The following is a 19,527-nucleotide window of genomic DNA, read 5'->3' as shown; positions in this document are numbered from 1 at the left end:
TCTCCGTTTTGGCCGATTTTAACCTGTCACGAACGACCGCAACTGGCCGAAACCTGCCGTTATGCTCATTTTTTCAGATTGATTCCGGCATGGCGGCAGCCTAACCGCCGCCATGGTTAGCGCCGCTTATTCCACCGGCACCACGTTATCCAACGCCCTATTCACCGCCAACTCCCCAAGCATTACCACCTGCGCAATGCCTTGCAGTGTCTTGCGTGCCGGTCCGTGCACCAGCCCGATCACATCCCCAAGCATCACCGAGGCCGAGCCGAGTGATTCACTGGCATTCACCAGCAGTTCCTCAGTCTTGGTGTTCGGGTTGGCGATGAACATCTTGTTGGTTTGGTACGGGGTGAGCATGATTTCCGGGGCAGGGCCGAGGTAATGGGAGAGGGCGCGGTCGACGGCTTCGTTGAATTTCTTGGCGTCTGGAGATTCGTCGCCTGAGATCGGATCAATTTCTGGCGGATTCGGTGTGATTTTGAACATGATGTAACTCCTTGTGTCGCTTAAAAAGGAGCCATCACCCTCTCGCTACCAAACGATGGGTGGCGGCCATGCACAGGTTGGTAGACCGGGACACAAGGAAAACCGGCGCGCTCGAAAGCGCCCTGCGCATGACCACCATAAAAGCCAGGCGAAGACTTTCGCCAATAGTGAAATTGCGCACCTTGTATACACGGGCTACCAAACCCGATCACTGCTATTCAGTGACCGACCCACAATAGAACCCGCATCCAAGGCGCACAAGCCGGCGGATTCTGGCGTAGTCGTAGGCAACGGCGCAAGGCGTTGTAGGTTGGGATGACGTAACTTGGGGTGTTTTTAAACAAAGTCTAGAAATTGCTTCAACAGGGCAGTTAGAGCTGTTTTTGCGATGTCTTTGTGGAGTGGATGAGCGTGAGCCGTTTCGCGATCCATCGAGGGCAAGCTCTCTCGCTACAGGGGGGAGTTAATTCGCCAGCGAAATCAGCGTATCGATCACATTAATCGGCACATAAATCAGCGTAATCCCCGCATACGCTTTCCGCGACCGAGCCAAAAACGCGCCAATCGGCAACACAATCATGATCACATCCAGCAAACCCCAAAGCGCCACCGGCGATGCCTCAAACAGCGTGACATTGACGATCAGCCCCAGGCACAGATACGTGGACAGCGACAGCAATGCATAGCGCCCATCCTGTTCGAAATACACGCGCAGCCCGTTCTGCTCATCCTCACTGCGGCTCGGCAGCAGCAACGCCGCCGTGACGAACAGCGACAGTGTCAGCATCACCAACAGTAGAAATTCGAGAAACGAGAAGCTCTGTTTCACCGTCGACAGTGCGTTAACCGCCCACCAGAATTCCAGCTGCGTGGTAAACAGCATCACCGCCCAGACCAGTGCCACCCAATCTGGCTTGGCGACGCGGCGGATGCGGAATACCGTCAGTGCGCCGAGCAGCAGGCGGGTGACGGAGAGCCCGAGGATCATTGAGAGAACGGTGGCGACGATTGGGAAGTTGCTCATCTTGCCTCTCGTGAACTCGGTTTTAGCTGTAAGGGTGTTTTGGGCAGACTAGGTGGGGCCGGGAGGGCCGTCAAACGTGGCTCTGCGGTTGGGTTGGCAGAAAACGGCTGTAGAGCCTAGCTGCGCGGAAGCAATGGATTAGGATGCCCGAAGGTTGGAATGGATCTTCTCGACTAAGGATGCGTTGTTTATGCAATCTGCTTTTTCGCAAATCACCGAACGCTTGAACAACCGCCGCTTTTCCGTGGCGAACAATGCTCAGGGGTTGTCCGATGCGCGCACGGTGTTTCACTACTTCGTCGAAGGCGAGGCGGTTTGGGGGACTTATGCGGGTGGGCATATTCGCCTGGGCAACCAGGTTGGCCGGGTGACCGGGCCGGACAGTATCGAGCTGCTTTATCAGTGCATCACCACCGATGGCGAGATTCGTGCGGGTTGGTCGCAGGGCGTGGTGGGGCTTGATGAGGCGGGGCGGACGACGTTGCGGTTTGTGTGGGGGTGGTTGTCGGGGGCGGAGGGGGGCGGGGAGTCGAGTTATGTTGAGGTTGTTGCGTGAACAGGGGAGGGGCATTTGATGAGCAAGCTATCAGTACTGATCGCGCAAGCGAGTGCGGGACTTTCCGTACAGCAAAGTATTTCGGATGAGAAATGGGCGGCGATTGCCCAGCAGTGTGGGGATGAAGAGGTCGCTGAAATACGTGATCGAATTGACGCGCTGAAGGCTGAATTGCTGACCGTTGAGGAATGGGATGGCGATACTCAGGATGAAATCCATCTGGCGATTGCTCGATTCACCAGGATGCTCAAGCTTGCGTCTAATTCTGTCTAGCGGTTGGATGGGCGGACGCCTTCGCTGGCAAGCCAGCTCCCACAGTGTGCGCTGCGTGCTTAGAGCCTGGGCAAACACGCAAACCCCTGTAGGAGTGGTTCGGGGTTTGTGATTCGGCGCAAAAAAGTGTGGGATGGTGGTTAAGGGGTGTTTTGCAGGAGCTGACCGAGGGTCTGCAGTTCACCTTTTTCGACGTCGGAGACGAGGACGTAGCGCATGTGGTTGGCTTGCCACGAGACGACGTTGAAGCCTCGGATTGATTGGGCTTGCTGAGGTTTGTCGGCGTCGGCGGTGGGCAGGATGAACACGTTGATGATGTGTTTGGCGTGGCCGTAGCTGAGAGCGGCGGCGGTTTGATGTTGCAGGTAATCGAGGCGGCCGCCCAGCAGCGGGAAGCCTTGCGCGGTGTAGTCGAACACCGGTGGCGAGAAGTCGAGTTTGCCGGTGAACCACGGCTTGACGGTATGGCGGTCGGAGGAAACGACGTCGTTGAGGTGTTCGCCCATCAGCGAGCGCACGTGGCTGGAGACGGCTTCGTCCATCAACGGTTGTTCGCTGCCGGGCGTGGCGACGTAAAGCATCACCGCCAGCGCTAACGCCGTCGCGGAAAACGCTGGGGCGAACCACTTGCGCCAGCGCGCCATAAAACCAATCGCGGGTGCTTCAGGCGCAAAGAGACTGGTGGCCAACGATGCAGGCGCCGGGTAATACGCAGCATGGCGCTTTACGCTGACTTTCAGCGCTCTCAACTCCTCACACACCTGCGCGCATTCCGTACACGCGGCCAAATGCGCCGCCACCTGCGCAGTCAAAGCCGGATCAAGTTCCTGATCCACATAACCCTGCAACCGCACCCGGCACACCGGGCAATCAAGTTCATTCATAATCGTGCAACTTTAGTAATTCAACTTTGAGCATCGCGCGGGCCCGGGCCAGTCGCGACATGACGGTGCCGATCGGAATGTCGACCACCAGAGCGATGTCTTTGTAGGGCAGGTCTTCGAGTTCTTTGAGCACGATCACCTCGCGATACGCTGGCGGCAGGGCGCTGAGGGCTTGCTGGAGCAGGGCGGCGTTTTCCATGTGGATGGCCAGCAATTCCGGGGTCTGGCTGTGGCTCAGGGCGCCTTCGTTTTCGCCCATCTCGTCATCGATCGCTACCCAATGCCGCCCGGCCGAGGCTTTGAGCCAGGTGTAGCTTTCGTTGCGCACGATGGTCAGGAACCATGCCTTGGCGTTGCCATCGGCGAAACGCTGCAAAAACCGGAAGGCGCGCAAGGCACTTTCCTGCACGACGTCGCGCGCGGCGCTGTCGTTGCCGGTCAGCCAGCGCGCGAGGTTGTAGGCAGCGTCCAGATGGGGCGCTATCAGTTCCTCGAATTGCTTCATGGTCGGTTCCGCACCGTCACACCTCTATAACCGTGCTGTGTGGGCGTTTATTCCCGCAAATTTATTTATTTTTTTGCGCGGAATAAACCGTCGCCGCGAAAGGTTTCCCTCGTGTCAGCTACCTCACTGTAGTTCGCCCGCGAGGACACACCGATGGACATGCACACAAAATCTCAACGCCGCACCGACAGCGTGCTCAACCCGGACCGGCGCACGCTGCTCAAGTGCTCGGCGTGGGCCGGGGCCGGGGTGATCTGGGCCTTGCACGGCGGCATCCCGAAAGCCTTTGCGCTGGATGCGGCGGGCAACGTCAGCGACCCCAAGGCGTTGGCCAGCACCTTTCATTTCGTGCAGATCAGCGACTCGCACATCGGTTTCAACAAGGAAGCCAATCCTGAACCGGTGAAGACCTTGCAAGTGGCGATCGACAAGGTCATCGCACTGCCCAAACCGCCGGCGCTAATCCTTCACACCGGTGACATCACTCACCTGTCCAAGGCCGAAGAGTTCGACACGGCGGCGCAGTTGCTCAAGGCGCTGCCGGGCACCGTGCATTACGTGCCGGGCGAGCACGACACCCTCGATGCGGGCGGCGGCGCGCTGTATCTGGAGCGCTACGGCAAGGGCAGCAAAGGCAATGGCTGGTACAGCTTCGATGACCACGGTGTGCATTTCATTGCGCTGGTGAATGTCTTCAATTTTCAGGCCGGACGCGAGGCCAACCTCGGTGCCGATCAACTCGCCTGGCTGGCCGATGACTTACGCGCGGTGTCGAACAGCACGCCCATTGTCGTGTTCACGCACATTCCGTTGTGGACGATTTATCAGCCGTGGGGCTGGGGCACCGAGGACGGCGATCAGGCGATTGCGATGCTGCGCAAGTACGGTTCAGTGACGGTGCTGAACGGGCACATTCATCAGGTCATTCAGAAGGTCGAAGGCAACATCACGTTCCACACCGCCCGTGGCACGGCGTACCCGCAACCGGCACCGGGCGCGGCGCCATCGCCGGGGCCGATGACCGTGGCGGCAGATCAGTTGCGCAATTATCTGGGGCTCACCGATGTGCGCGCGACACAGGGCGAGCATCCGTTGGCGCTGATCGATTCGACATTGGTTTAAGGGGAGGGCGCAACGATGAAAACGCGATTGGCGGCGCTGCTGTGCCTGCTGTTGTCGACCCCGGCCTGGGCGCAGGACGTGAAGATCGACATCAAGGAGTTCATGTTCGGACCCAGGGATTTGACCGTGGCCGTGGGCACCAAAGTGACGTGGGTGAACGACGACCAGATCCCGCACACGGTGGCGGAAACCCACAAGGTGTTTCGCTCGGGAGCGCTGGACACCGACGACAGTTTTTCCTGGGTGTTCGATACGCCGGGGGAGTTTGAGTACTTCTGTGCGCTGCATCCGCAGATGATCGGCAAGATTGTCGTGACCCAGTGAAATGTACTCAAGAACCCTGTGTGCGAGCCTGCTCGCGAAGGCGGCGTGTCATTCAACTGATAGATGACTGATCCACCGCCATTCTTCACCCTGCCTTCTCCAAGTCTGAAAATACCAACTAAGGTCTATATCGGTTAACCAAAACTGAATAGTCCTTTGGTGTTGCCAGCCGTCCGCCCGCGATGGAGAACGTCAGACAAGGAGGTTGTCATGCAAGGCACTTGCGACCATTCACCAAAAGGCTTTGCCCCGCAGCTGCTTCGCCGGGCCATATGGGTCGCCATGGCCAACGCCCTGGCGCTGGCTGACGCCCAAGCGGCGTGCGGGCCGTTGGCGGGCGGTGCCTACAATGTTTCGCAAACCTGTACGCCCGCTGCCACTGTCGATGCCTCGATCAGTACTCAATCGGGCACTGCCATCACGACCACGGCCGGCTCTTCGCTGCTGGTGCGCGGCAACAACAGCAACTCGACGTTGACCCTCAGTGGCACCACGGTCAACAGCACACCGCCGACCGCCGCCAATGCGGTGTTCTCTAACGTGATCGGCACCAGCGGCAACGCGACGCTGACGGTCGATGGCGGCACCAACACCGTCAACCTTGGCGGCAGTGGCCTCGATGCCTTGGCGATCACCAATGCCGGCAGCGGTGTGTCGACGTTCTCGGTCAGTTCCGGCACCACGCTGAACATTCTCAATACCGTGGTCGGCAACGAACACGACGGCATCGACGTGAATGCCAGTGGCGGCGGCGCGATCAACGTCTCGCACCAGGGCAACGGCCAAATTACCCTGCTCGGCGGGAACGGCATCTGGACCAAAGCCACGGGCAGTGGCGAAACCAATGTCAGCGTCGGCGCCGGGGTCAGTATTCTGGTCAATAACGACGATGCGCTGTCGGCGGGCCCGCCGATCATCGACGAGACATTGCCCACTGCCGGTATCGGCAACCACGCGGGCGTCCACACCCGCGCGGTCAATGGCAACACCACGCTGGTGAATGCCGCCACCGTCCAGGCCATTGGCATGAACGCCTTCGGCCTCTTCAGCGAAGGGGGCGCCGGCAATACCCGCTTGACCAACAGCGGGACGCTCAGCACCAACGGCCTCAACGGCTTCGGTATTCGCGCGTTTTCCACGGTGGGCAGCATCGACATCATCAACAACGGCGCCATCACCACCACCGGCGGCGCTGCACACGGTATCTATGCCAACGATAACGTCGGTGCGACCGGCTCGATCAGCATCGAGAACAACGCCACCATCAACGTCGGCAGCACGGCGAACACTGCAGGCTCGCGGGCGATTTACATCATCAAGCGTGGTACCGGCGACGCCACCATCACCGGCAGTGGCGATCTCAATGTGTTCGGTGGCGTGAACACCACGCGAGCCTACGGCATCATCGTCAGCGCCGAGAACAACAACGTCCTGATCGATTATTCCGGCAACATATTCGCCAGCGGTTTTGGTGCGGGCGGCATTCGGGTCGATGCGACCGGTGGCAACGTCCGGGTCAATTACTCTGGCAGCCGCATCGAAACGATAAACAGCAACGCCAATGGCATCTATGCCTCGACGCAAGCGCCAACCGGCACGGTGGACGTCAATGCCAGCGGCACCATCATTACTCATTCCAACGCCGGCTCGGGCGATGGCACTGGCATCGGCTCTTTTGGCATTCAGGCGCTGACACTGGGCGGCAACGTCGGGGTGACGTTCACCGGGCCGCTAATTGACGTCAACGGCCAGGGTGCGGCGATTCTGGCGGGTAACGCATTCAATTCCGGCTCGGGGCTGGGCACGCTCAACGTCAACAACAGTGGCGAATTGATCGCTCGCGGCGATCAGCAGCGCGGTATTCGCACGTTGTCTGCCAGCGGTGCGCAGACCATTTTCAACAGCGGTGCGATTCAGACGCAGGGCGCCAGTAACAGTCAGGGGATTCTCGCCGAAGCCTCTGGTGCCGCCAGTGTTTCGGTGACCAACAGCGGGGCGATCACCGCGAAGGGCACCGGTTCGTCGGCGATTGCTGCGTTAAGCGAGGGCGGCACGGTCACGGTCAGCAACAGCGCAGCGCTGCAGGGCGGGCGCGCAGACAGCAGCGGCGTCGCACTCGGCGGCGCCACGCAGACGCTAAACAACGCTGGCGCGATCGGCGCGCTCAGCGATGCCGCCGTGCGCGCCGATGCCACCACGCCGGGTACAAATTTCACCCTCAACAACACCGGGCAGATGACCGGTTCGGTGAATGCCGTCAGCGCAGCCAGCGCCGTGACCAATAGCGGCACCTGGACGCTGCGCAATTTCAGCGACACAACAGGCAGCGACGTGCGCGATACCTGGGGCGTTGCGACCAGCAATCTGGGGACATCGGGCAGCAACAGCATCGATAACGGTGGAGTGATCACACTGGCGGCGCAACCGGCAACGGGCATCAACAGTTTCAATAGCAGCGGCGCCTATTTGCCGTTGGGGCAAGCGGCGAATACTCCGACGCCGGGCGGCGCGGTACAGGGGCAATTACTCGGCGTGAACCGCTTCACCCACAGTGGCACTCTCGACCTCGCTGGCGGCAGCAACACTGTCGGCAATGTGTTGTTGATCAGTGGCGCAAGCACTGCCGGCACCGACGGCGGCGGGGTGTTCGTTGCCAATGGCGGCCGAGTGTTGCTCAACAGCACTTTGAACGAAGGCGGGGTGAACAGTCGCTCTGACATGCTGGTGGTGGACTCGACCACCACCGTCAACAACCGCGCGGCAGGGCTGGTCGTGACCAATGTCGGCGGGCAGGGCGATCTGACTCAGGGCAACGGCATTGCCGTGGTCGAACTGCTCAACAAAACCGAGGGGGCGAGCGACCCGAACGCCTTCCAATTGGCCCGGCGAGTGGTCGCCGGCCCCTATGAATATCGTCTGCAACAAGGCGCGGAGGACGGCTCCGGCAAAGACACCTGGTACCTGCGTTCGGACGCCCTGACGCCGGACGATCCGCCGGGACCAGACCCCGATCCCTCGCCGACACCGAACTATCGCCCGGAAGTCTCACTCTACGGCGCAGTCCCGGCGCTGGCGCTGGTGTATGGCCGGACGATGGTCGACACCTTGCACGAACGGGTGGGCGAAGAGCGTCTGAACCCCGGCGACCCGTTGCCCAAAGAAGACCAGTCGACACTCGCGCCGTCCATGGGCTGGGGCAGGGTGATCTACCGCAGCGGCAAGCAGGACGGCGATCGCAAAAACGCCCTCGGCAAAAGCCCTGAATACAACTACGACCTGACGGCCTTTCAGGTCGGCACCGACCTGTACCGCAAAGTCCGCGCCGACGGCAGCCATGAGCAAGCGGGGATCTCATTATCGGCTGGCACTATCAACGCCGGCGTCAGCCATTACACCCGCCGCGCGGCCGGTGAAGACACCTTGCGCGCCTACGGTCTGGGCGCGTACTGGACGCACTTCGGCCCCTCCGGCTGGTATCTGGACGGCGTGCTGCAGGTCAATCGCTTCGACATCGAAGCCAAACCCAACGACCTCGAAAAACTCAAGACCCACGGCTGGGGCTACACCGCCTCGCTGGAAAACGGCTACCCGTACGAAGTCGACAAAAACTGGTACGTCGAACCGCAAATACAGGCGATCTACAGCTACGTCGACCTCGACAGCAGCGACGACGTCGGCGCGAACGTGCGCTTCAAGGATGTCGACTCACTGATTGGCCGACTCGGCGTGCGCATTGCCAGGGACTGGGACACCGAAGGCGTCGACAACAGCCAGCGGCGCACCAACGGCTGGATTCGGCCGAGCGTGTGGCACGAGTTCAAGGGCAAACCGAAGACCGAGTTTTCATCGGAGTCGGGTTATATCCCGTTTGAATCGGATATTCAGGGGACGTGGGGCGAGGTAAATCTGGGGGTGGATTATCAGGCCAACCGGCGTACCACGTTTACGGCGTCGGCGGGGTATCGGCAGGGGTTTGATGGGGACAGTCATGGGTATGATGCGATGGTGGGGTTCAAGGTTAATTTTTAGGGGAGGGGGGATTCGTCAGTGATCGACGAGAAGATTCGTCTTTTGGAAAGATTTTCCGGGCAGGAGTAGAACAAGAGTCGATTAGATCCTCTTCGTCGCTTAGGCGGTGCAAGCTTCGCGGACGGAGAGGATTTATCAAATCGCAAGATACGTTTTTTACCTTTTGATCCCCTCGAAACCCACGACATCAGGGTTTGAGAAATCCCAGTATGAAGTCTCTACCGGATGTTTTTTTCCATTAAACGAAAGCATGGCCCTGAGTTTTATTCGATTGTTATCAATCTTCCAGCAAGCACTTCCGACTTCTGATGGGCTTTCATCAGGCCTTGAATCCGGGGCAAAGAAAACGAAACCTGCGTACTCGTCGGCGGCGCATTTTTTATTTGTTGACTCGTGAAGCTGATAGATGAGTTTGAACGACTTCTCAGTCCCGGATAATAAAGACTGATTTATCTGGCCGACAAAATCATTTTTGCTTGGGAGTTCTTTTGATGGCGCAGGAGCGTTTTCCTGCTTTGAGAGTTTCTTGGATATCTGGAACATGTTGCTGGAGAACTCAGTACATTCCTGTGCATCCTGAATGAGGTAGTAAAACTCACCGTTTGCCTTGAACGAGATCGATCTTTGTTCTGTGTCAACAACTTCTACCAAGGTTCCGTTTTTCTTCAAATCATCCAGGTAACCGCGTGGTTCTGTAATTTTATAGTTTAGTCTGACCAGCGACACGCATGGCTGGCCGTATTCCTTGGCGAATTTGGGATTATAGAGGTACCACTCGTTATCCGCGTGCGCTGAAGGCACCAGGTTGAAGCAAGTCAGAGCTAAAGCAGTAGCGATGATATGTCTTTTCATTTTTTAGAGTTTTTAATTGATTGACAGATATTCGACGTCGCTTCAGGACCTCTTGGTGATAACCGGGTGACCGACTGAAGTTACTTTTCCGGTACTAGCGCTTTCAAGTTCAATCCGGCTATCCAAGTCCAGAGGCGACACCGTCCCTTCGCAGATTATGCCGACTTGGCGATCGGATTTGAACCGAAAAAAACGTGCACCCGCAGCCATGTTATGGTTTCGAGATCCAATCAAAACTCACGGAAATCAACCATGGAACGCCTCCGCCTCACTCCCGCGGAATATCACACCACCGATAACTACTGGAGCCTTTTCAAGGCAGAGGACGGCTCGGTCTATCTCCTCGTCGAATGTGAGGCGTCCCTTGTGGGCTACCAAGCCATGATCAAGCTCAACGCAGAGGACTTGCGTGACTACCACGGTTTGGGCTGGCTATCGATTCAGCACTTGGCGAACCGGATCAATTACTTTGTCGGTGACTACACCGGCCGCAGGATCACCGGGCCTTTGCTCGAGCAAGCCAATCAGCTGTCGACGCGCTAGTTCTGTTGGCGCGGCCCCTTGGAATCCGCCAACCCGCCCTCATAACAAGTGCTACACCCAACACCCCCGAGAGGAACGACAAGCCATGACCAGTCAAACCGAAACCGCCATCCTTGCCGGCGGCTGCTTCTGGGGTATGCAGGATCTGCTGCGGCGCTATCCCGGCGTGCTGCAAACCCGCGTCGGTTACAGCGGCGGCGATGTGCCGAATGCCACTTATCGCAACCATGGCGATCACGCCGAAGCCATCGAAATCGTTTTCGATCCAGCGGTGATCAGCTATCGACAGATCCTTGAGTTCTTCTTCCAGATCCACGACCCGAGCACAGCCAACCGGCAGGGCAATGACCTCGGACGCAGTTATCGCTCGGCGATTTACTACCTCAGCGAAGCGCAACGCGACATCGCCGAAGACACCGCGGCCGACGTCGACGCTTCAAAGCTGTGGCCCGGCCGAGTGGTTACCGAGATCGAACCGGCGGGGCCGTTCTGGGAAGCGGAGCCGGAGCATCAGGATTATCTGGAGCGCATTCCGAATGGCTACACCTGCCATTTCATTCGGCCGAACTGGAAATTGCCGAAACGCGGGTGAGTCCATCATGCAGTGGGGCGAGTACCGGACTGACTTTCCCGAACAAGACAAGACGTCCTACAGAGACCTGGGCTGGGCGATCTGTCGTCCATCCAGCGCCAGCACATAAGCACTGACATTGAGCTGTCGATGCGACTGGGCTGAAGCCCTCCTTTCGGGGCCATCTGTTGCAGGATGACGCCCGAGTGGAGCGGCAACGGTGTTCAATTCACACGCGTACTTACGACTTCCCCGGTGGCGGTGTCCTCCAGCCAGACTTGCAGACGATTGAGGCCAACGTATTGCGAGCGGGCCATGATTTTCTGGCCTGGCTTGCCATCGAACTTCAGATCCGCGTACATGAAATGTAGCGGCAATCGGTATTCCAGCTGAATCGTATAGGTGCCCGGTTTCAGCACCGCGCGCTGTGGCGAATCGTTCTTGTAGTAGTACGTGGAGAACGGGATGTTGCCGACTTTTTCATCGTTGATCCGGATGATATTCAGGTTCGGCTGAAGATCGGCAAAGTGCCGCTGGGGCCGGCCGGCATAGGTGTCGGTTTCGACCACGGTGTAGCGCGACTCGTCTGCTGCCGTGGTGGCGCCGACATTGGAATACGCCGGCATTTCTGCACAACCTTGCAGGCACAGGAATGCGGCGATCAGGGAAAGCAACTGTGTTTTCATCAATAGAGCCTGTGTTTACTCAAAACGGATTGGCACGCGCTGACTGTCAGGCCTTGCCCAAGCCAAACAGTGAACGCAGCTTGCTGCCCCACGTGCGCTCATAGAAGGGCGTCGTTTGCTTGAGAAAGTAATCGCTGAGCCCCGACTCACCTTCACAAACGCGGTACAGATCAACGGGCTCGCCCGACGGCGCCGTGTCCCCGGCGACATTGCCGGCTTCGCGCATGACCCGCTGAAAATCGCCGTCCGCTTCGATGCCGACGATCAAGTGCGGTTTTTCGTCCACCGAAGTGTCGTGCATCAACGCGAGAAAACCGCGTTTAACGTTGCGATGTTTGGCGAGTAACTGCGTCAGCGAATGGATCATTTGTGTCGGGTATTGCGAAGGCTGGCCGAGCAGGACTTTGGTTTCTTTTTCAACGGTGCGAGAGGTGGCGGTCTGGCCGACTTCATCGGAGAGCAGATTGGCCACTTCCTGCGGGAAGAACTCTTTGCCGTAAGGCGATTTCGGGTTCAGAAACAGCTGCGCGCCCAGCGTCATCTCGAACAGCGACCTGGCCGGCAACTCCAGATACGTCTCTTCACTGTTGATCGACTGTTGCAGCGTTTGCAGTGACGAAAAGAACGGAATGACCGAGGTGCCATCCGGTTTTTCCCAATGCGCGATGCTGATGTTGCTGCCGGCTTCGAGATTGACCACACCGTCTGCCGTGCCTGTGGCGCCGAGGATATAAACCGGCGAGTTCAGCAGTGTGGTGAAGAACTCAGGCCGGTGCGCGGGCTCGTCGGCGGCCAGCCTGAGCGATTTTTCCAGTGGGTTTTCTTGCCGGTTATCCATGATGTCCATCCGTGACTCGCTAGAAAATTGCTGACTTGGGTTTTCGCCACCGGCTCGTGTCAGAGCAGACTCCACGACACCCCGACATACACACCCATCCCTTCACCCGGTGTCGATCGCGCCGCGTCCAGGCCTTTGTCGTCATACCCCGGCGTCACCGTGGCGGCGTAGTGCTTGTTGCTCAGATTGCGCATGTCCAGCCACGTCTGCCAGTCACCTTTGGGCGCGTTGTAGCCGAGTGTCGCGCCGAACAGCGCGTAAGGGTCGGCGTAGTAGCTGTTGGCGTAATCCACGGCAACTTTCGACACCAGTTGCGTGTTGACCGCGGCGAAGAAGCCCTGAGGCCAGTCGTAGCGCAACTCGCCCTGGTAGTAATGCATGGGCAAACCGGGCAGGCGATTATCACCAAAACGATCATCGTCGCGATAGTGGAAATCGCTGAAGGTATACGCCTGACGCAGGCTCAACTGGCGGCCATCGGCGGCCGACCAGAGTTGACTGTTGAGGCTCGCCTCGACGCCTTGGTGCACGGTCGGGCTGGCGTTGAGCTCATACGGTGTGACTGCATTGGCATCTGGCAGCACCGAGAGCAGTTCATGGCGCACTTGTGCGTAGTACCACGCCAGGCTCCACTGGCCGATGGCGCTGTCGCCCCGACCGCCGAGTTCCAGTGTGGTCGCGGTCTGGTTTTGCAGTTTGATCGGGTCTTTTTGCGTGCCGGTCGCCGGGCCGTTGCCGGGCGCAAAGCGCACGTTGGAGCTGTAGATCAGCGACCACGGATGCGGCGCCTCGACCGAGCGGCTGAGGTTACCGAACACTTGCACGTCCGGTGTGAGCTGATAGCGCAGGCCGAGGCGCGGCGCGTAGTCCCAGTCGTTCATGCTGGTTTTGCCACCGCTTTGCGGGTAGGTCACAGCGCTTTCGCGGCGGGTGTAGATCGCGGCGAGGCCAGTGGTCAGCCAGAGGTCGTCGGCGATTTCCAGGTCGTTGCCAACGTGCAGAACGGTGTCGGAACCCTGATAGGTGAAATTGCGCATGCGCGTGCCGGGTACGTAGCTGGCGGTATTGGGCGCGGTGGGAATGCGCACGAACTCACTGGCGCCATCGTTGGGCAGGTGTTTGGTCACGCGCAGGCCGACGACGCTGCGGCTTTCCATGCCGAAAAGCGTATCGCGGCGTTTGTAGTCGAAGGTACCGCTGACATCGGTATAAGCGACCTTCAAACGGTTCGGGCCTTCGCGCAGGTCCATCGGGTAGTCGTGGTAAACGAGGCCGGTCTGGATGCTTGAATCGTCATCGATGTAGAAGGTGGTCTTGTTGCCGATGAACGTGCTGCCCGGCTGCTTGCGGCTGTCGTCGCGCGACACGTAGGCCGGGTTGGCTGCCCGTGGATCGTGTTCGATGGAATGTTTGGTGACGCGGCCGGCGAGGTCGTTGTCGGTCTCGCGGTAGCGGATATAGAAGCGGGTTTCCAGGTTCGGGTTGAAGCGATAACCGAAGTTGGCAATCAGGCCTTTGCTCTCGCTGCGGGTGTGGTCCTGATAGCCGTCAGCGTTCGAGTCGGTCAGCGACACGTAGTAATCGAAATCGCCCAGCACTTGCCCGGAGCTGACCTGACGCTGTTGATAGCCGTGGCTGCCAGTGGCATAGCGCACTTGCAGTTTCGGCGCGTTGTAGCCGGTGTGGCTGACGTAATCGATGGCGCCGCCCAGTGCCAGCGCACCACGATCGAAACCGTTGGCGCCGCGCAGCACTTCGACGTGATCGACCCACAGCGGTTCGAGCAATTCATACGGCGTGCCGCCCGGGCCGCTCAGCGGCAGGCCATCGAGCATCGTGTACAGCCCCGACGCATGGGCGCCCGGCGCGCGGTTGATGCCCGAACCACGGACCGAGATTTTCACGCCTTCGTTGCCCGCCGACTGCGCATAAACTCCCGGTTGATAGGCCAGCACATCCTGATTGCTCGCCACGCGGCCCTGCAACGGCTGGCGCATGTCGACCACGTTGGTGCCGCCGGGCACCTGTTCGAGGCGGGTTTTCGCCTCTTCAACAGACGCATCGCTGCCGTTGCGATCCTCAGCCGAAATCAGCACTTGCCCCAGTTCCAGGCCTTGGGTCTCGGCCATCGCCGGGCAGGCAAGGGCCAGGCCCAGCAGGGCAGTGGGCAGGGATTTGGACGCGGGCATCGAGAAAACTCCAGGTAGGCAAGGGCAGGGCAATGAACAGTGCGACGCAAGAAAGAACGAACGAAACACATGGCAATTTGGCTTTTTGCCCGGCAATGGCAAACAGCACGTCATGAACTAACCTCACGTGTCTGGTGTATCCCGTCAATCAACAGTCTGTTTCTGCATTTAATGGAGAGGGCCAAGGTCATGGCAAAAGACAAAAAGAACGCCGCCAAGGCGCCTGAAAGTCTCAGGTTGAAAAACAAGGACTACCTCGAGCAGTTGCGCAAGCTGCACGTCGAACTGGTCAAGTTGCAGGAGTGGGTGATCGCCAAGGGCGTCAAGGTCTGCATCGTGTTTGAGGGGCGCGATGGCGCGGGCAAGGGCGGCACGATCAAGGCACTGACCGAACGTGTCAGCCCGCGCGTGTTTCGCGTGGTGGCATTGCCGGCACCGACCGACCGCGAGAAAAGCCAGATGCACGTGCAGCGTTACCTGCCTTATCTACCGGCCGCAGGTGAAGTGGTGATCTTCGATCGCAGTTGGTACAACCGCGCCGGCGTCGAGCGCGTCATGGGTTTCTGCACGGATGAGCAGGCCGACAAATTCCTCAAATCGATTCCCTGGGTTGAGCACGCGATCGTCCAGTCCGGGGTGATCCTGCTCAAATACTGGCTGGAAGTCAGCCCCGAGGAACAAACCCGCCGGCTGGAGGCGCGCATCAACGACGGGCGCAAGACCTGGAAGCTGACACCGATGGATCTGAAATCCTACAGCCGCTGGTACGACTACTCACGGGCGCGGGACGAGATGTTCAAACACTCCGACACCGAACACGCGCCGTGGCTGGTGGCCGATTCCAACGACAAGCGCCGCGCACGCCTGAACATCATCACCGATGTGCTCAGCCGCATTCCGTACGAGGATGTGAAACGCGAGAAAATCGAATTGCCCAAACGGCAGAAACCGGGCAAGTACAAAGAGCCGAATTATCCGTACCGGCGCGTGGCTGATAAGTACTGACGAGTGGCTGTGACGATCGGGATGGGTCAGTGACAGAGGCATCCGTTGGGTGCCGCATCTGCATGCGGCACCCTGACGCCCACTCAATCAGGCAGAACCTGCCCCTCCAGAATTTTGAATGCATCGTCCAGGGGCGCGTAGCCGACGACCTCTCGGGTCTGGGCGATAGCCAGACGCTTGTAGCGGTTGTCCGAGACGCCATGGACTACGTGGAACCCCTCCAGCTCGGCCTCCACGCAGTTGCGCAGTAACGCGACAACATCGCGCACGCTGATGAATGCAGCGACGTCCCGGTGACTGTGGGTTTCCCCCGGTTGAAACTGGGCGACGTTGGCAATGCGCACGGCGACCGTCGACATCTGAGCATCATTGGCAAACATTGATGCCAGCGCTTCGCCGAATGCTTTGCCCACGCCGTAAAGGTTGCCGGGCCGGGGTGCCATGCATTCGTGGACTTGAACGTCCTTTGGGTAGCCTTCAATGGCCTGGGCGCTGCTGGCAAATATGAACCGTTTGCAGCCTTGCGTTTTCGCCGCGAGCAACATGTTGTAGGTGCCAACAATGTTCACCGGCAGTACGGAGGTCATGAAGTCCGCGTCCGGGTTCGGATCCGCCGCGAGATGAATCACTGTGTGTATGCCTTCGCAGGCCTCAAGGCAACGGGGTAGATCCGTGATGTCGAGCGAAAGGCTTTCGCCCGAGTGCGCAATACGTGTTACGTCCACATCGGCTAGGCGCAAATCCAGCTCATCGCCATACGCAGTCCAAAAGGCGCTGCCGATCTTGCCCGCAGCACCGGTGACCAAAATTTTTCGCGTACTCATTTCCGTGTGCCCTCAGGGTGAGATTCCATTCTGGCCGCTTGGCCGTTCAGCTGAGTACCATCCTGAGGCGCTTCGATCAAGGTGTTTCAAGGCCCCTCGGACTGGCGCGGCTTTCCACCCGTCGATTGCGCTGAACCACTGCGATAGGGTTTCTTTCTACCGGGGGAGTCCTCACGGAGTAGCTCCTATGTTCGATCAGCGCAAACAGGCTAAACAGGCAAAACTGGCAGCATGGCGCAAACTGGCGACGCAAGCGCAGATGCGCCTGGACCCGGAAGAACAGTACGACGAACTGCTCAAGGCCGCCGATGAAATGGAGGAGCTGGGGCTGATCACCAGTGCTGAATGGCGTCAATTGGTGCGTGATGCCGGCAGTGTGTTCACCGGCGATACGGGGCGGCCGCACGGCGCCTGAATGGACACGATGGCTTCCGCGCTCATGGCGGCGCGCGCGCAGTTTGCGATCACCATCGGCTTTCATATCGTGCTGGCAGCGTTCACGCTCGGGCTGGCCAATTTTCTCATGGTGCTCGAGGCGTTGTGGTTACGCAGCGGGCGGCAGATTTATCTGGATATTTATCGCTACTGGCTGAAGGTGTTTGCCCTCAATGTGGCGGTGGGCACGGCCTCCGGGCTGATCCTGGAATATCAGTTCGGGCTGAACTGGTCGCGGCTCGCGGTGCAGGCTGGCGATGTCCTCGGGCCGTTGATGTTCTATGAAGTGTTGGCGGCGTTTTTTCTTGAAGCAGGCTTTCTCGGCATCATGCTGTTCGGCCTGAAGAAAGTCGGCCCACGGCTGCATTTTTTTGCCACCTGTGCGGTGGCGTCCGGCTCACTGATCAGCGCGTTCTGGATTCTCTCGGCCAATTCCTGGATGCAGACGCCCGCAGGTTTTTTGATCGACGTGCAGGGGCGGTTCATCGCCGAAGATTGGTGGGCAATCATTTTCAATCCGTCGTTCCCGTATCGGTTGGCGCATATGACGCTCGCTGCATTGCTCGGCAGTGCCACGCTGATGGCCGGCATCAGTGCCTGGCAATTGTTGAAGGCGTCGCACAATCCACGCGCACGCCTGCAGTTTTCCCTGGCACTGTGGGTGATCACCGTGCTGACGCCGCTGCAGCTTGTGGTTGGTGACTTGCACGGCCAACACAGCCTTGAGGTGCAACCGCAGAAGGTCGCCGCCATCGAGGGCTCATGGACGCGTCCGCCGCCGGGTGCGGGTGAGCCGCTGCGGTTGCTTGCCTGGCCGGACCAGAGCGAGCGACGCAATCACTGGGAAGTGGCGATTCCACGGATCGGCTCGTTATATTTACGCCACGATCTGAGCAGCACAATTACCGCGCTCGATGAGTTCCCGCCGGAAGATATTCCACCGGTGGCGCCGGTGTTTTTCGCGTTTCGGCTGATGGTCGGGCTGGGCCTTTTGATGCTGGTGCAGGGCGTGATCAGCTTGCTCTTGCGCCGACGCCAGCGCTTGTACTCGGCGCATTGGTGGTTACGCGCCAGCGTGCTGATGGCGCCGGCCGGTTTCGTCGCCATGCTCAGTGGCTGGATCGTCACCGAAGTGGGGCGGCAACCCTTCACCGTTTATGGCTTGATGCGCACCGCAGACAGCCTGTCTGCGGTTTCCAGAGCGCAAGTGCTCGGCTCGACGTGGTTGATTCTGTTGTTTTATGGGCTGATCTTCGGCCTCGGTTTATGGGTGTTGCTGCGCCTGTTGCGCGAGCCACCGCCGGCGGATGAACCGGGGCCACAGCCGACCCTGGCGGACGAAACCGGGCATTCCTGAGGAGCGGCAATTATGGACACTGACTGGATAACCCTGCTGTGTGCCGCTGCGCTGGCGTTCTCGGTGATGAACTATGTGTTGCTCGACGGCACTGACCTCGGGGTCGGCATGCTGATGGGGCTGACCGCCAGCGCCGAAGATCGTCGTGCCATGGCCGTGACCATTCTGCCGATCTGGGATGCCAACGAGACTTGGCTGGTGCTCGGCGGCGGCGGCTTGTTGGCCTTGTTTCCACTGGCGTATGCCATCTTGCTGCCGGCGCTGTACCTGCCGTTCATTTTGATGTTCCTCGCACTGATTGTTCGCGCGGTGGCGCTGGAGTTTCGTGACCATGCTCCCGGCCCACGCAGCAAACGAGCGGTCGATGGCGTGTTGCTCTGTGGTTCGCTGCTGACCGGGGTAGTTCAGGGCGTGGTGCTCGGCACGCTGGTGCAGGGTGTTGCGCATCAGGGCGGTCAATACAGCGGCAATGGCCGCGAATGGCTGAGCCCGTTTCCGATGTTCTGCGGGCTGACGCTGGTGCTCGGTTACGCCTGGCTCGGCGCCTGCTGGCTGTATTGGCGCACGGTGGGTTCGCTGCAACAACGCTCGGCGCGGCAGGCGCGGGTGCTGGCGCTGATCACGGCGGTGTTGTTGATCGGGTTGGTCGGCTGGACGGCGACGCTGCAAGTTCAATACGCACAGCGGCTCGCGGATGTTCGCGTGTGGATGCCGGCGGCGGTGTCGCTCGGCGGGTTGCTGATGGTGTTCACCCTGGGCTTTCGCGGGCGCTGGCAGTTTTTACCATTGTTCGCAGCGCTGGCGGTTTTTGTGTTGGCGTTTGCGCTGATGCTAGTTGCACTTTATCCGTACATTGTGCCGCCGGATCTGACCTTGAGCGCCGCTGCTTCCAGTCCGAAAAGCCAGGTGTTCATGCTGGTCGGTTTCGCCGTGCTGATACCGGTTACGCTGATTTACAACACGTACGGCTTCAGGGTTTTCAGCGGCAAGGTTCGCGTGGCCAAGTCAGACTGACGCCTGC

Annotated in this window: 20 protein-coding genes; 11 read left to right on the top strand and 9 right to left on the bottom strand. The window is 59.3% G+C overall.

Features of this window, described 5'->3' with window-relative positions; all coding sequences use genetic code 11:
* Positions 1 to 126: 126 nt before the first annotated feature.
* Together WA225_RS22290 and WA225_RS22285 are read right to left on the bottom strand one after the other, a co-directional pair.
* Positions 127 to 489, bottom strand: coding sequence for a DUF6124 family protein (locus WA225_RS22290; protein WP_110719778.1), 363 nt, complete (start codon positions 487 to 489; stop codon positions 127 to 129).
* A 463-nt stretch (positions 490 to 952) separates the two neighbouring features.
* On the bottom strand, positions 953 to 1,513 hold the full coding sequence (locus WA225_RS22285) for a hypothetical protein (protein WP_422609629.1): 561 nt from the start codon (positions 1,511 to 1,513) through the stop codon (positions 953 to 955).
* Positions 1,514 to 1,703: 190 nt separating this feature from the next.
* Here WA225_RS22285 and WA225_RS22280 point away from each other — a divergent pair, with 190 nt between their 5' ends.
* Together WA225_RS22280 and WA225_RS22275 are read left to right on the top strand one after the other, a co-directional pair.
* Positions 1,704 to 2,069 carry a hypothetical protein gene (locus WA225_RS22280; protein ID WP_422609628.1) on the top strand — a complete coding sequence of 122 codons (366 nt, stop codon included), beginning with the start codon at positions 1,704 to 1,706 and terminating at the stop codon, positions 2,067 to 2,069.
* A gap of 18 nt (positions 2,070 to 2,087) precedes the next feature.
* Positions 2,088 to 2,342 carry a hypothetical protein gene (locus WA225_RS22275; protein ID WP_422609627.1) on the top strand — a complete coding sequence of 85 codons (255 nt, stop codon included), beginning with the start codon at positions 2,088 to 2,090 and terminating at the stop codon, positions 2,340 to 2,342.
* A 140-nt stretch (positions 2,343 to 2,482) separates the two neighbouring features.
* Here WA225_RS22275 and WA225_RS22270 read toward each other — a convergent pair whose 3' ends face one another.
* The gene (locus tag WA225_RS22270) at positions 2,483 to 3,226 is read right to left on the bottom strand and encodes an anti-sigma factor family protein (protein WP_422609626.1); all 744 of its coding nucleotides are present in this window, start codon (positions 3,224 to 3,226) and stop codon (positions 2,483 to 2,485) included.
* Positions 3,219 to 3,731, bottom strand: a complete 513-nt coding sequence (locus WA225_RS22265; protein WP_422609625.1) for a sigma-70 family RNA polymerase sigma factor — start codon at positions 3,729 to 3,731, stop codon at positions 3,219 to 3,221. The genes WA225_RS22270 and WA225_RS22265 overlap by 8 nt, the downstream gene beginning before the upstream one ends.
* Positions 3,732 to 3,884: 153 nt before the next feature.
* On the opposite strand from WA225_RS22265, the gene WA225_RS22260 reads away from it, so the two are divergent.
* The 3 genes from WA225_RS22260 to WA225_RS22250 all read left to right on the top strand — a co-directional run bounded on the left by WA225_RS22260 (position 3,885) and on the right by WA225_RS22250 (position 9,206).
* Positions 3,885 to 4,853, top strand: coding sequence for a metallophosphoesterase family protein (locus WA225_RS22260; protein ID WP_422609624.1), 969 nt, complete (start codon positions 3,885 to 3,887; stop codon positions 4,851 to 4,853).
* Between the two features lie 15 nt (positions 4,854 to 4,868).
* A complete protein-coding gene (locus tag WA225_RS22255) occupies positions 4,869 to 5,177 on the top strand; it encodes a plastocyanin/azurin family copper-binding protein (protein WP_422609623.1) in 309 nt (102 codons plus the stop codon).
* 210 nt (positions 5,178 to 5,387) lie between these two features.
* Positions 5,388 to 9,206 (top strand): autotransporter outer membrane beta-barrel domain-containing protein, encoded by a 3,819-nt coding sequence (locus tag WA225_RS22250; protein WP_422609622.1) that lies wholly within the window; start codon positions 5,388 to 5,390, stop codon positions 9,204 to 9,206.
* A 156-nt stretch (positions 9,207 to 9,362) separates the two neighbouring features.
* Here WA225_RS22250 and WA225_RS22245 read toward each other — a convergent pair whose 3' ends face one another.
* Positions 9,363 to 10,058 (bottom strand): hypothetical protein, encoded by a 696-nt coding sequence (locus tag WA225_RS22245; RefSeq protein WP_422609621.1) that lies wholly within the window; start codon positions 10,056 to 10,058, stop codon positions 9,363 to 9,365.
* A 252-nt stretch (positions 10,059 to 10,310) separates the two neighbouring features.
* Between WA225_RS22245 and WA225_RS22240 the strand changes: the two genes are divergently transcribed.
* Together WA225_RS22240 and msrA are read left to right on the top strand one after the other, a co-directional pair.
* Entirely contained in the window at positions 10,311 to 10,601 is a 291-nt protein-coding gene (locus WA225_RS22240) for a hypothetical protein (RefSeq protein WP_422609620.1), read from the top strand.
* 85 nt (positions 10,602 to 10,686) lie between these two features.
* Positions 10,687 to 11,193 (top strand): peptide-methionine (S)-S-oxide reductase MsrA, encoded by a 507-nt coding sequence (msrA, locus tag WA225_RS22235; protein WP_422609619.1) that lies wholly within the window; start codon positions 10,687 to 10,689, stop codon positions 11,191 to 11,193.
* A 203-nt stretch (positions 11,194 to 11,396) separates the two neighbouring features.
* Here msrA and WA225_RS22230 read toward each other — a convergent pair whose 3' ends face one another.
* From WA225_RS22230 to WA225_RS22220, 3 genes are read right to left on the bottom strand one after another with little or no spacing between them, the layout of a single operon-like run.
* On the bottom strand, positions 11,397 to 11,858 hold the full coding sequence (locus WA225_RS22230; protein WP_422609618.1) for a hypothetical protein: 462 nt from the start codon (positions 11,856 to 11,858) through the stop codon (positions 11,397 to 11,399).
* Between the two features lie 46 nt (positions 11,859 to 11,904).
* Entirely contained in the window at positions 11,905 to 12,696 is a 792-nt protein-coding gene (gene sseB, locus WA225_RS22225; RefSeq protein ID WP_422609617.1) for an enhanced serine sensitivity protein SseB, read from the bottom strand.
* 59 nt (positions 12,697 to 12,755) lie between these two features.
* A complete protein-coding gene (locus tag WA225_RS22220) occupies positions 12,756 to 14,885 on the bottom strand; it encodes a TonB-dependent receptor family protein (protein WP_422609616.1) in 2,130 nt (709 codons plus the stop codon).
* Between the two features lie 189 nt (positions 14,886 to 15,074).
* Between WA225_RS22220 and ppk2 the strand changes: the two genes are divergently transcribed.
* Positions 15,075 to 15,890, top strand: a complete 816-nt coding sequence (gene ppk2, locus WA225_RS22215; RefSeq protein ID WP_422609615.1) for a polyphosphate kinase 2 — start codon at positions 15,075 to 15,077, stop codon at positions 15,888 to 15,890.
* Positions 15,891 to 15,973: 83 nt separating this feature from the next.
* On the opposite strand, the gene WA225_RS22210 is transcribed toward ppk2, so the two are convergent.
* Positions 15,974 to 16,714: an NAD-dependent epimerase/dehydratase family protein gene (locus tag WA225_RS22210; RefSeq protein WP_422609614.1), complete on the bottom strand. Its 741-nt coding sequence runs from the start codon at positions 16,712 to 16,714 to the stop codon at positions 15,974 to 15,976.
* A gap of 187 nt (positions 16,715 to 16,901) precedes the next feature.
* On the opposite strand from WA225_RS22210, the gene WA225_RS22205 reads away from it, so the two are divergent.
* The 3 genes from WA225_RS22205 to cydB are packed head-to-tail and all read left to right on the top strand — an operon-like array spanning position 16,902 to position 19,520.
* Positions 16,902 to 17,129, top strand: coding sequence for a hypothetical protein (locus WA225_RS22205; protein WP_422609613.1), 228 nt, complete (start codon positions 16,902 to 16,904; stop codon positions 17,127 to 17,129).
* A 9-nt stretch (positions 17,130 to 17,138) separates the two neighbouring features.
* Positions 17,139 to 18,506, top strand: coding sequence for a cytochrome ubiquinol oxidase subunit I (locus tag WA225_RS22200; RefSeq protein WP_422609612.1), 1,368 nt, complete (start codon positions 17,139 to 17,141; stop codon positions 18,504 to 18,506).
* A 12-nt stretch (positions 18,507 to 18,518) separates the two neighbouring features.
* Positions 18,519 to 19,520: a cytochrome d ubiquinol oxidase subunit II gene (gene cydB / locus WA225_RS22195; RefSeq protein WP_422609611.1), complete on the top strand. Its 1,002-nt coding sequence runs from the start codon at positions 18,519 to 18,521 to the stop codon at positions 19,518 to 19,520.
* Positions 19,521 to 19,527: the final 7 nt, after the last annotated feature.

It is taken from the genome of Pseudomonas sp. (genome assembly GCF_049300855.1).
GTDB lineage: Bacteria > Pseudomonadota > Gammaproteobacteria > Pseudomonadales > Pseudomonadaceae > Aquipseudomonas.
Note: the sequence above shows the minus strand (reverse complement) of the source record. Positions and strands in the feature narration are given on the sequence as shown.

Coding starts and splice junctions, on each gene's coding strand:
- WA225_RS22290 (WP_110719778.1), bottom strand. CDS start 489: ATGTTCAAAATCACACCGAATCCGCCAGAAATTGATCCGATCTCAGGC.
- WA225_RS22285 (WP_422609629.1), bottom strand. CDS start 1,513: ATGAGCAACTTCCCAATCGTCGCCACCGTTCTCTCAATGATCCTCGGG.
- WA225_RS22280 (WP_422609628.1), top strand. CDS start 1,704: ATGCAATCTGCTTTTTCGCAAATCACCGAACGCTTGAACAACCGCCGC.
- WA225_RS22275 (WP_422609627.1), top strand. CDS start 2,088: ATGAGCAAGCTATCAGTACTGATCGCGCAAGCGAGTGCGGGACTTTCC.
- WA225_RS22270 (WP_422609626.1), bottom strand. CDS start 3,226: ATGAATGAACTTGATTGCCCGGTGTGCCGGGTGCGGTTGCAGGGTTAT.
- WA225_RS22265 (WP_422609625.1), bottom strand. CDS start 3,731: ATGAAGCAATTCGAGGAACTGATAGCGCCCCATCTGGACGCTGCCTAC.
- WA225_RS22260 (WP_422609624.1), top strand. CDS start 3,885: ATGGACATGCACACAAAATCTCAACGCCGCACCGACAGCGTGCTCAAC.
- WA225_RS22255 (WP_422609623.1), top strand. CDS start 4,869: ATGAAAACGCGATTGGCGGCGCTGCTGTGCCTGCTGTTGTCGACCCCG.
- WA225_RS22250 (WP_422609622.1), top strand. CDS start 5,388: ATGCAAGGCACTTGCGACCATTCACCAAAAGGCTTTGCCCCGCAGCTG.
- WA225_RS22245 (WP_422609621.1), bottom strand. CDS start 10,058: ATGAAAAGACATATCATCGCTACTGCTTTAGCTCTGACTTGCTTCAAC.
- WA225_RS22240 (WP_422609620.1), top strand. CDS start 10,311: ATGGAACGCCTCCGCCTCACTCCCGCGGAATATCACACCACCGATAAC.
- msrA (WP_422609619.1), top strand. CDS start 10,687: ATGACCAGTCAAACCGAAACCGCCATCCTTGCCGGCGGCTGCTTCTGG.
- WA225_RS22230 (WP_422609618.1), bottom strand. CDS start 11,858: ATGAAAACACAGTTGCTTTCCCTGATCGCCGCATTCCTGTGCCTGCAA.
- sseB (WP_422609617.1), bottom strand. CDS start 12,696: ATGGATAACCGGCAAGAAAACCCACTGGAAAAATCGCTCAGGCTGGCC.
- WA225_RS22220 (WP_422609616.1), bottom strand. CDS start 14,885: ATGCCCGCGTCCAAATCCCTGCCCACTGCCCTGCTGGGCCTGGCCCTT.
- ppk2 (WP_422609615.1), top strand. CDS start 15,075: ATGGCAAAAGACAAAAAGAACGCCGCCAAGGCGCCTGAAAGTCTCAGG.
- WA225_RS22210 (WP_422609614.1), bottom strand. CDS start 16,714: ATGAGTACGCGAAAAATTTTGGTCACCGGTGCTGCGGGCAAGATCGGC.
- WA225_RS22205 (WP_422609613.1), top strand. CDS start 16,902: ATGTTCGATCAGCGCAAACAGGCTAAACAGGCAAAACTGGCAGCATGG.
- WA225_RS22200 (WP_422609612.1), top strand. CDS start 17,139: ATGGCTTCCGCGCTCATGGCGGCGCGCGCGCAGTTTGCGATCACCATC.
- cydB (WP_422609611.1), top strand. CDS start 18,519: ATGGACACTGACTGGATAACCCTGCTGTGTGCCGCTGCGCTGGCGTTC.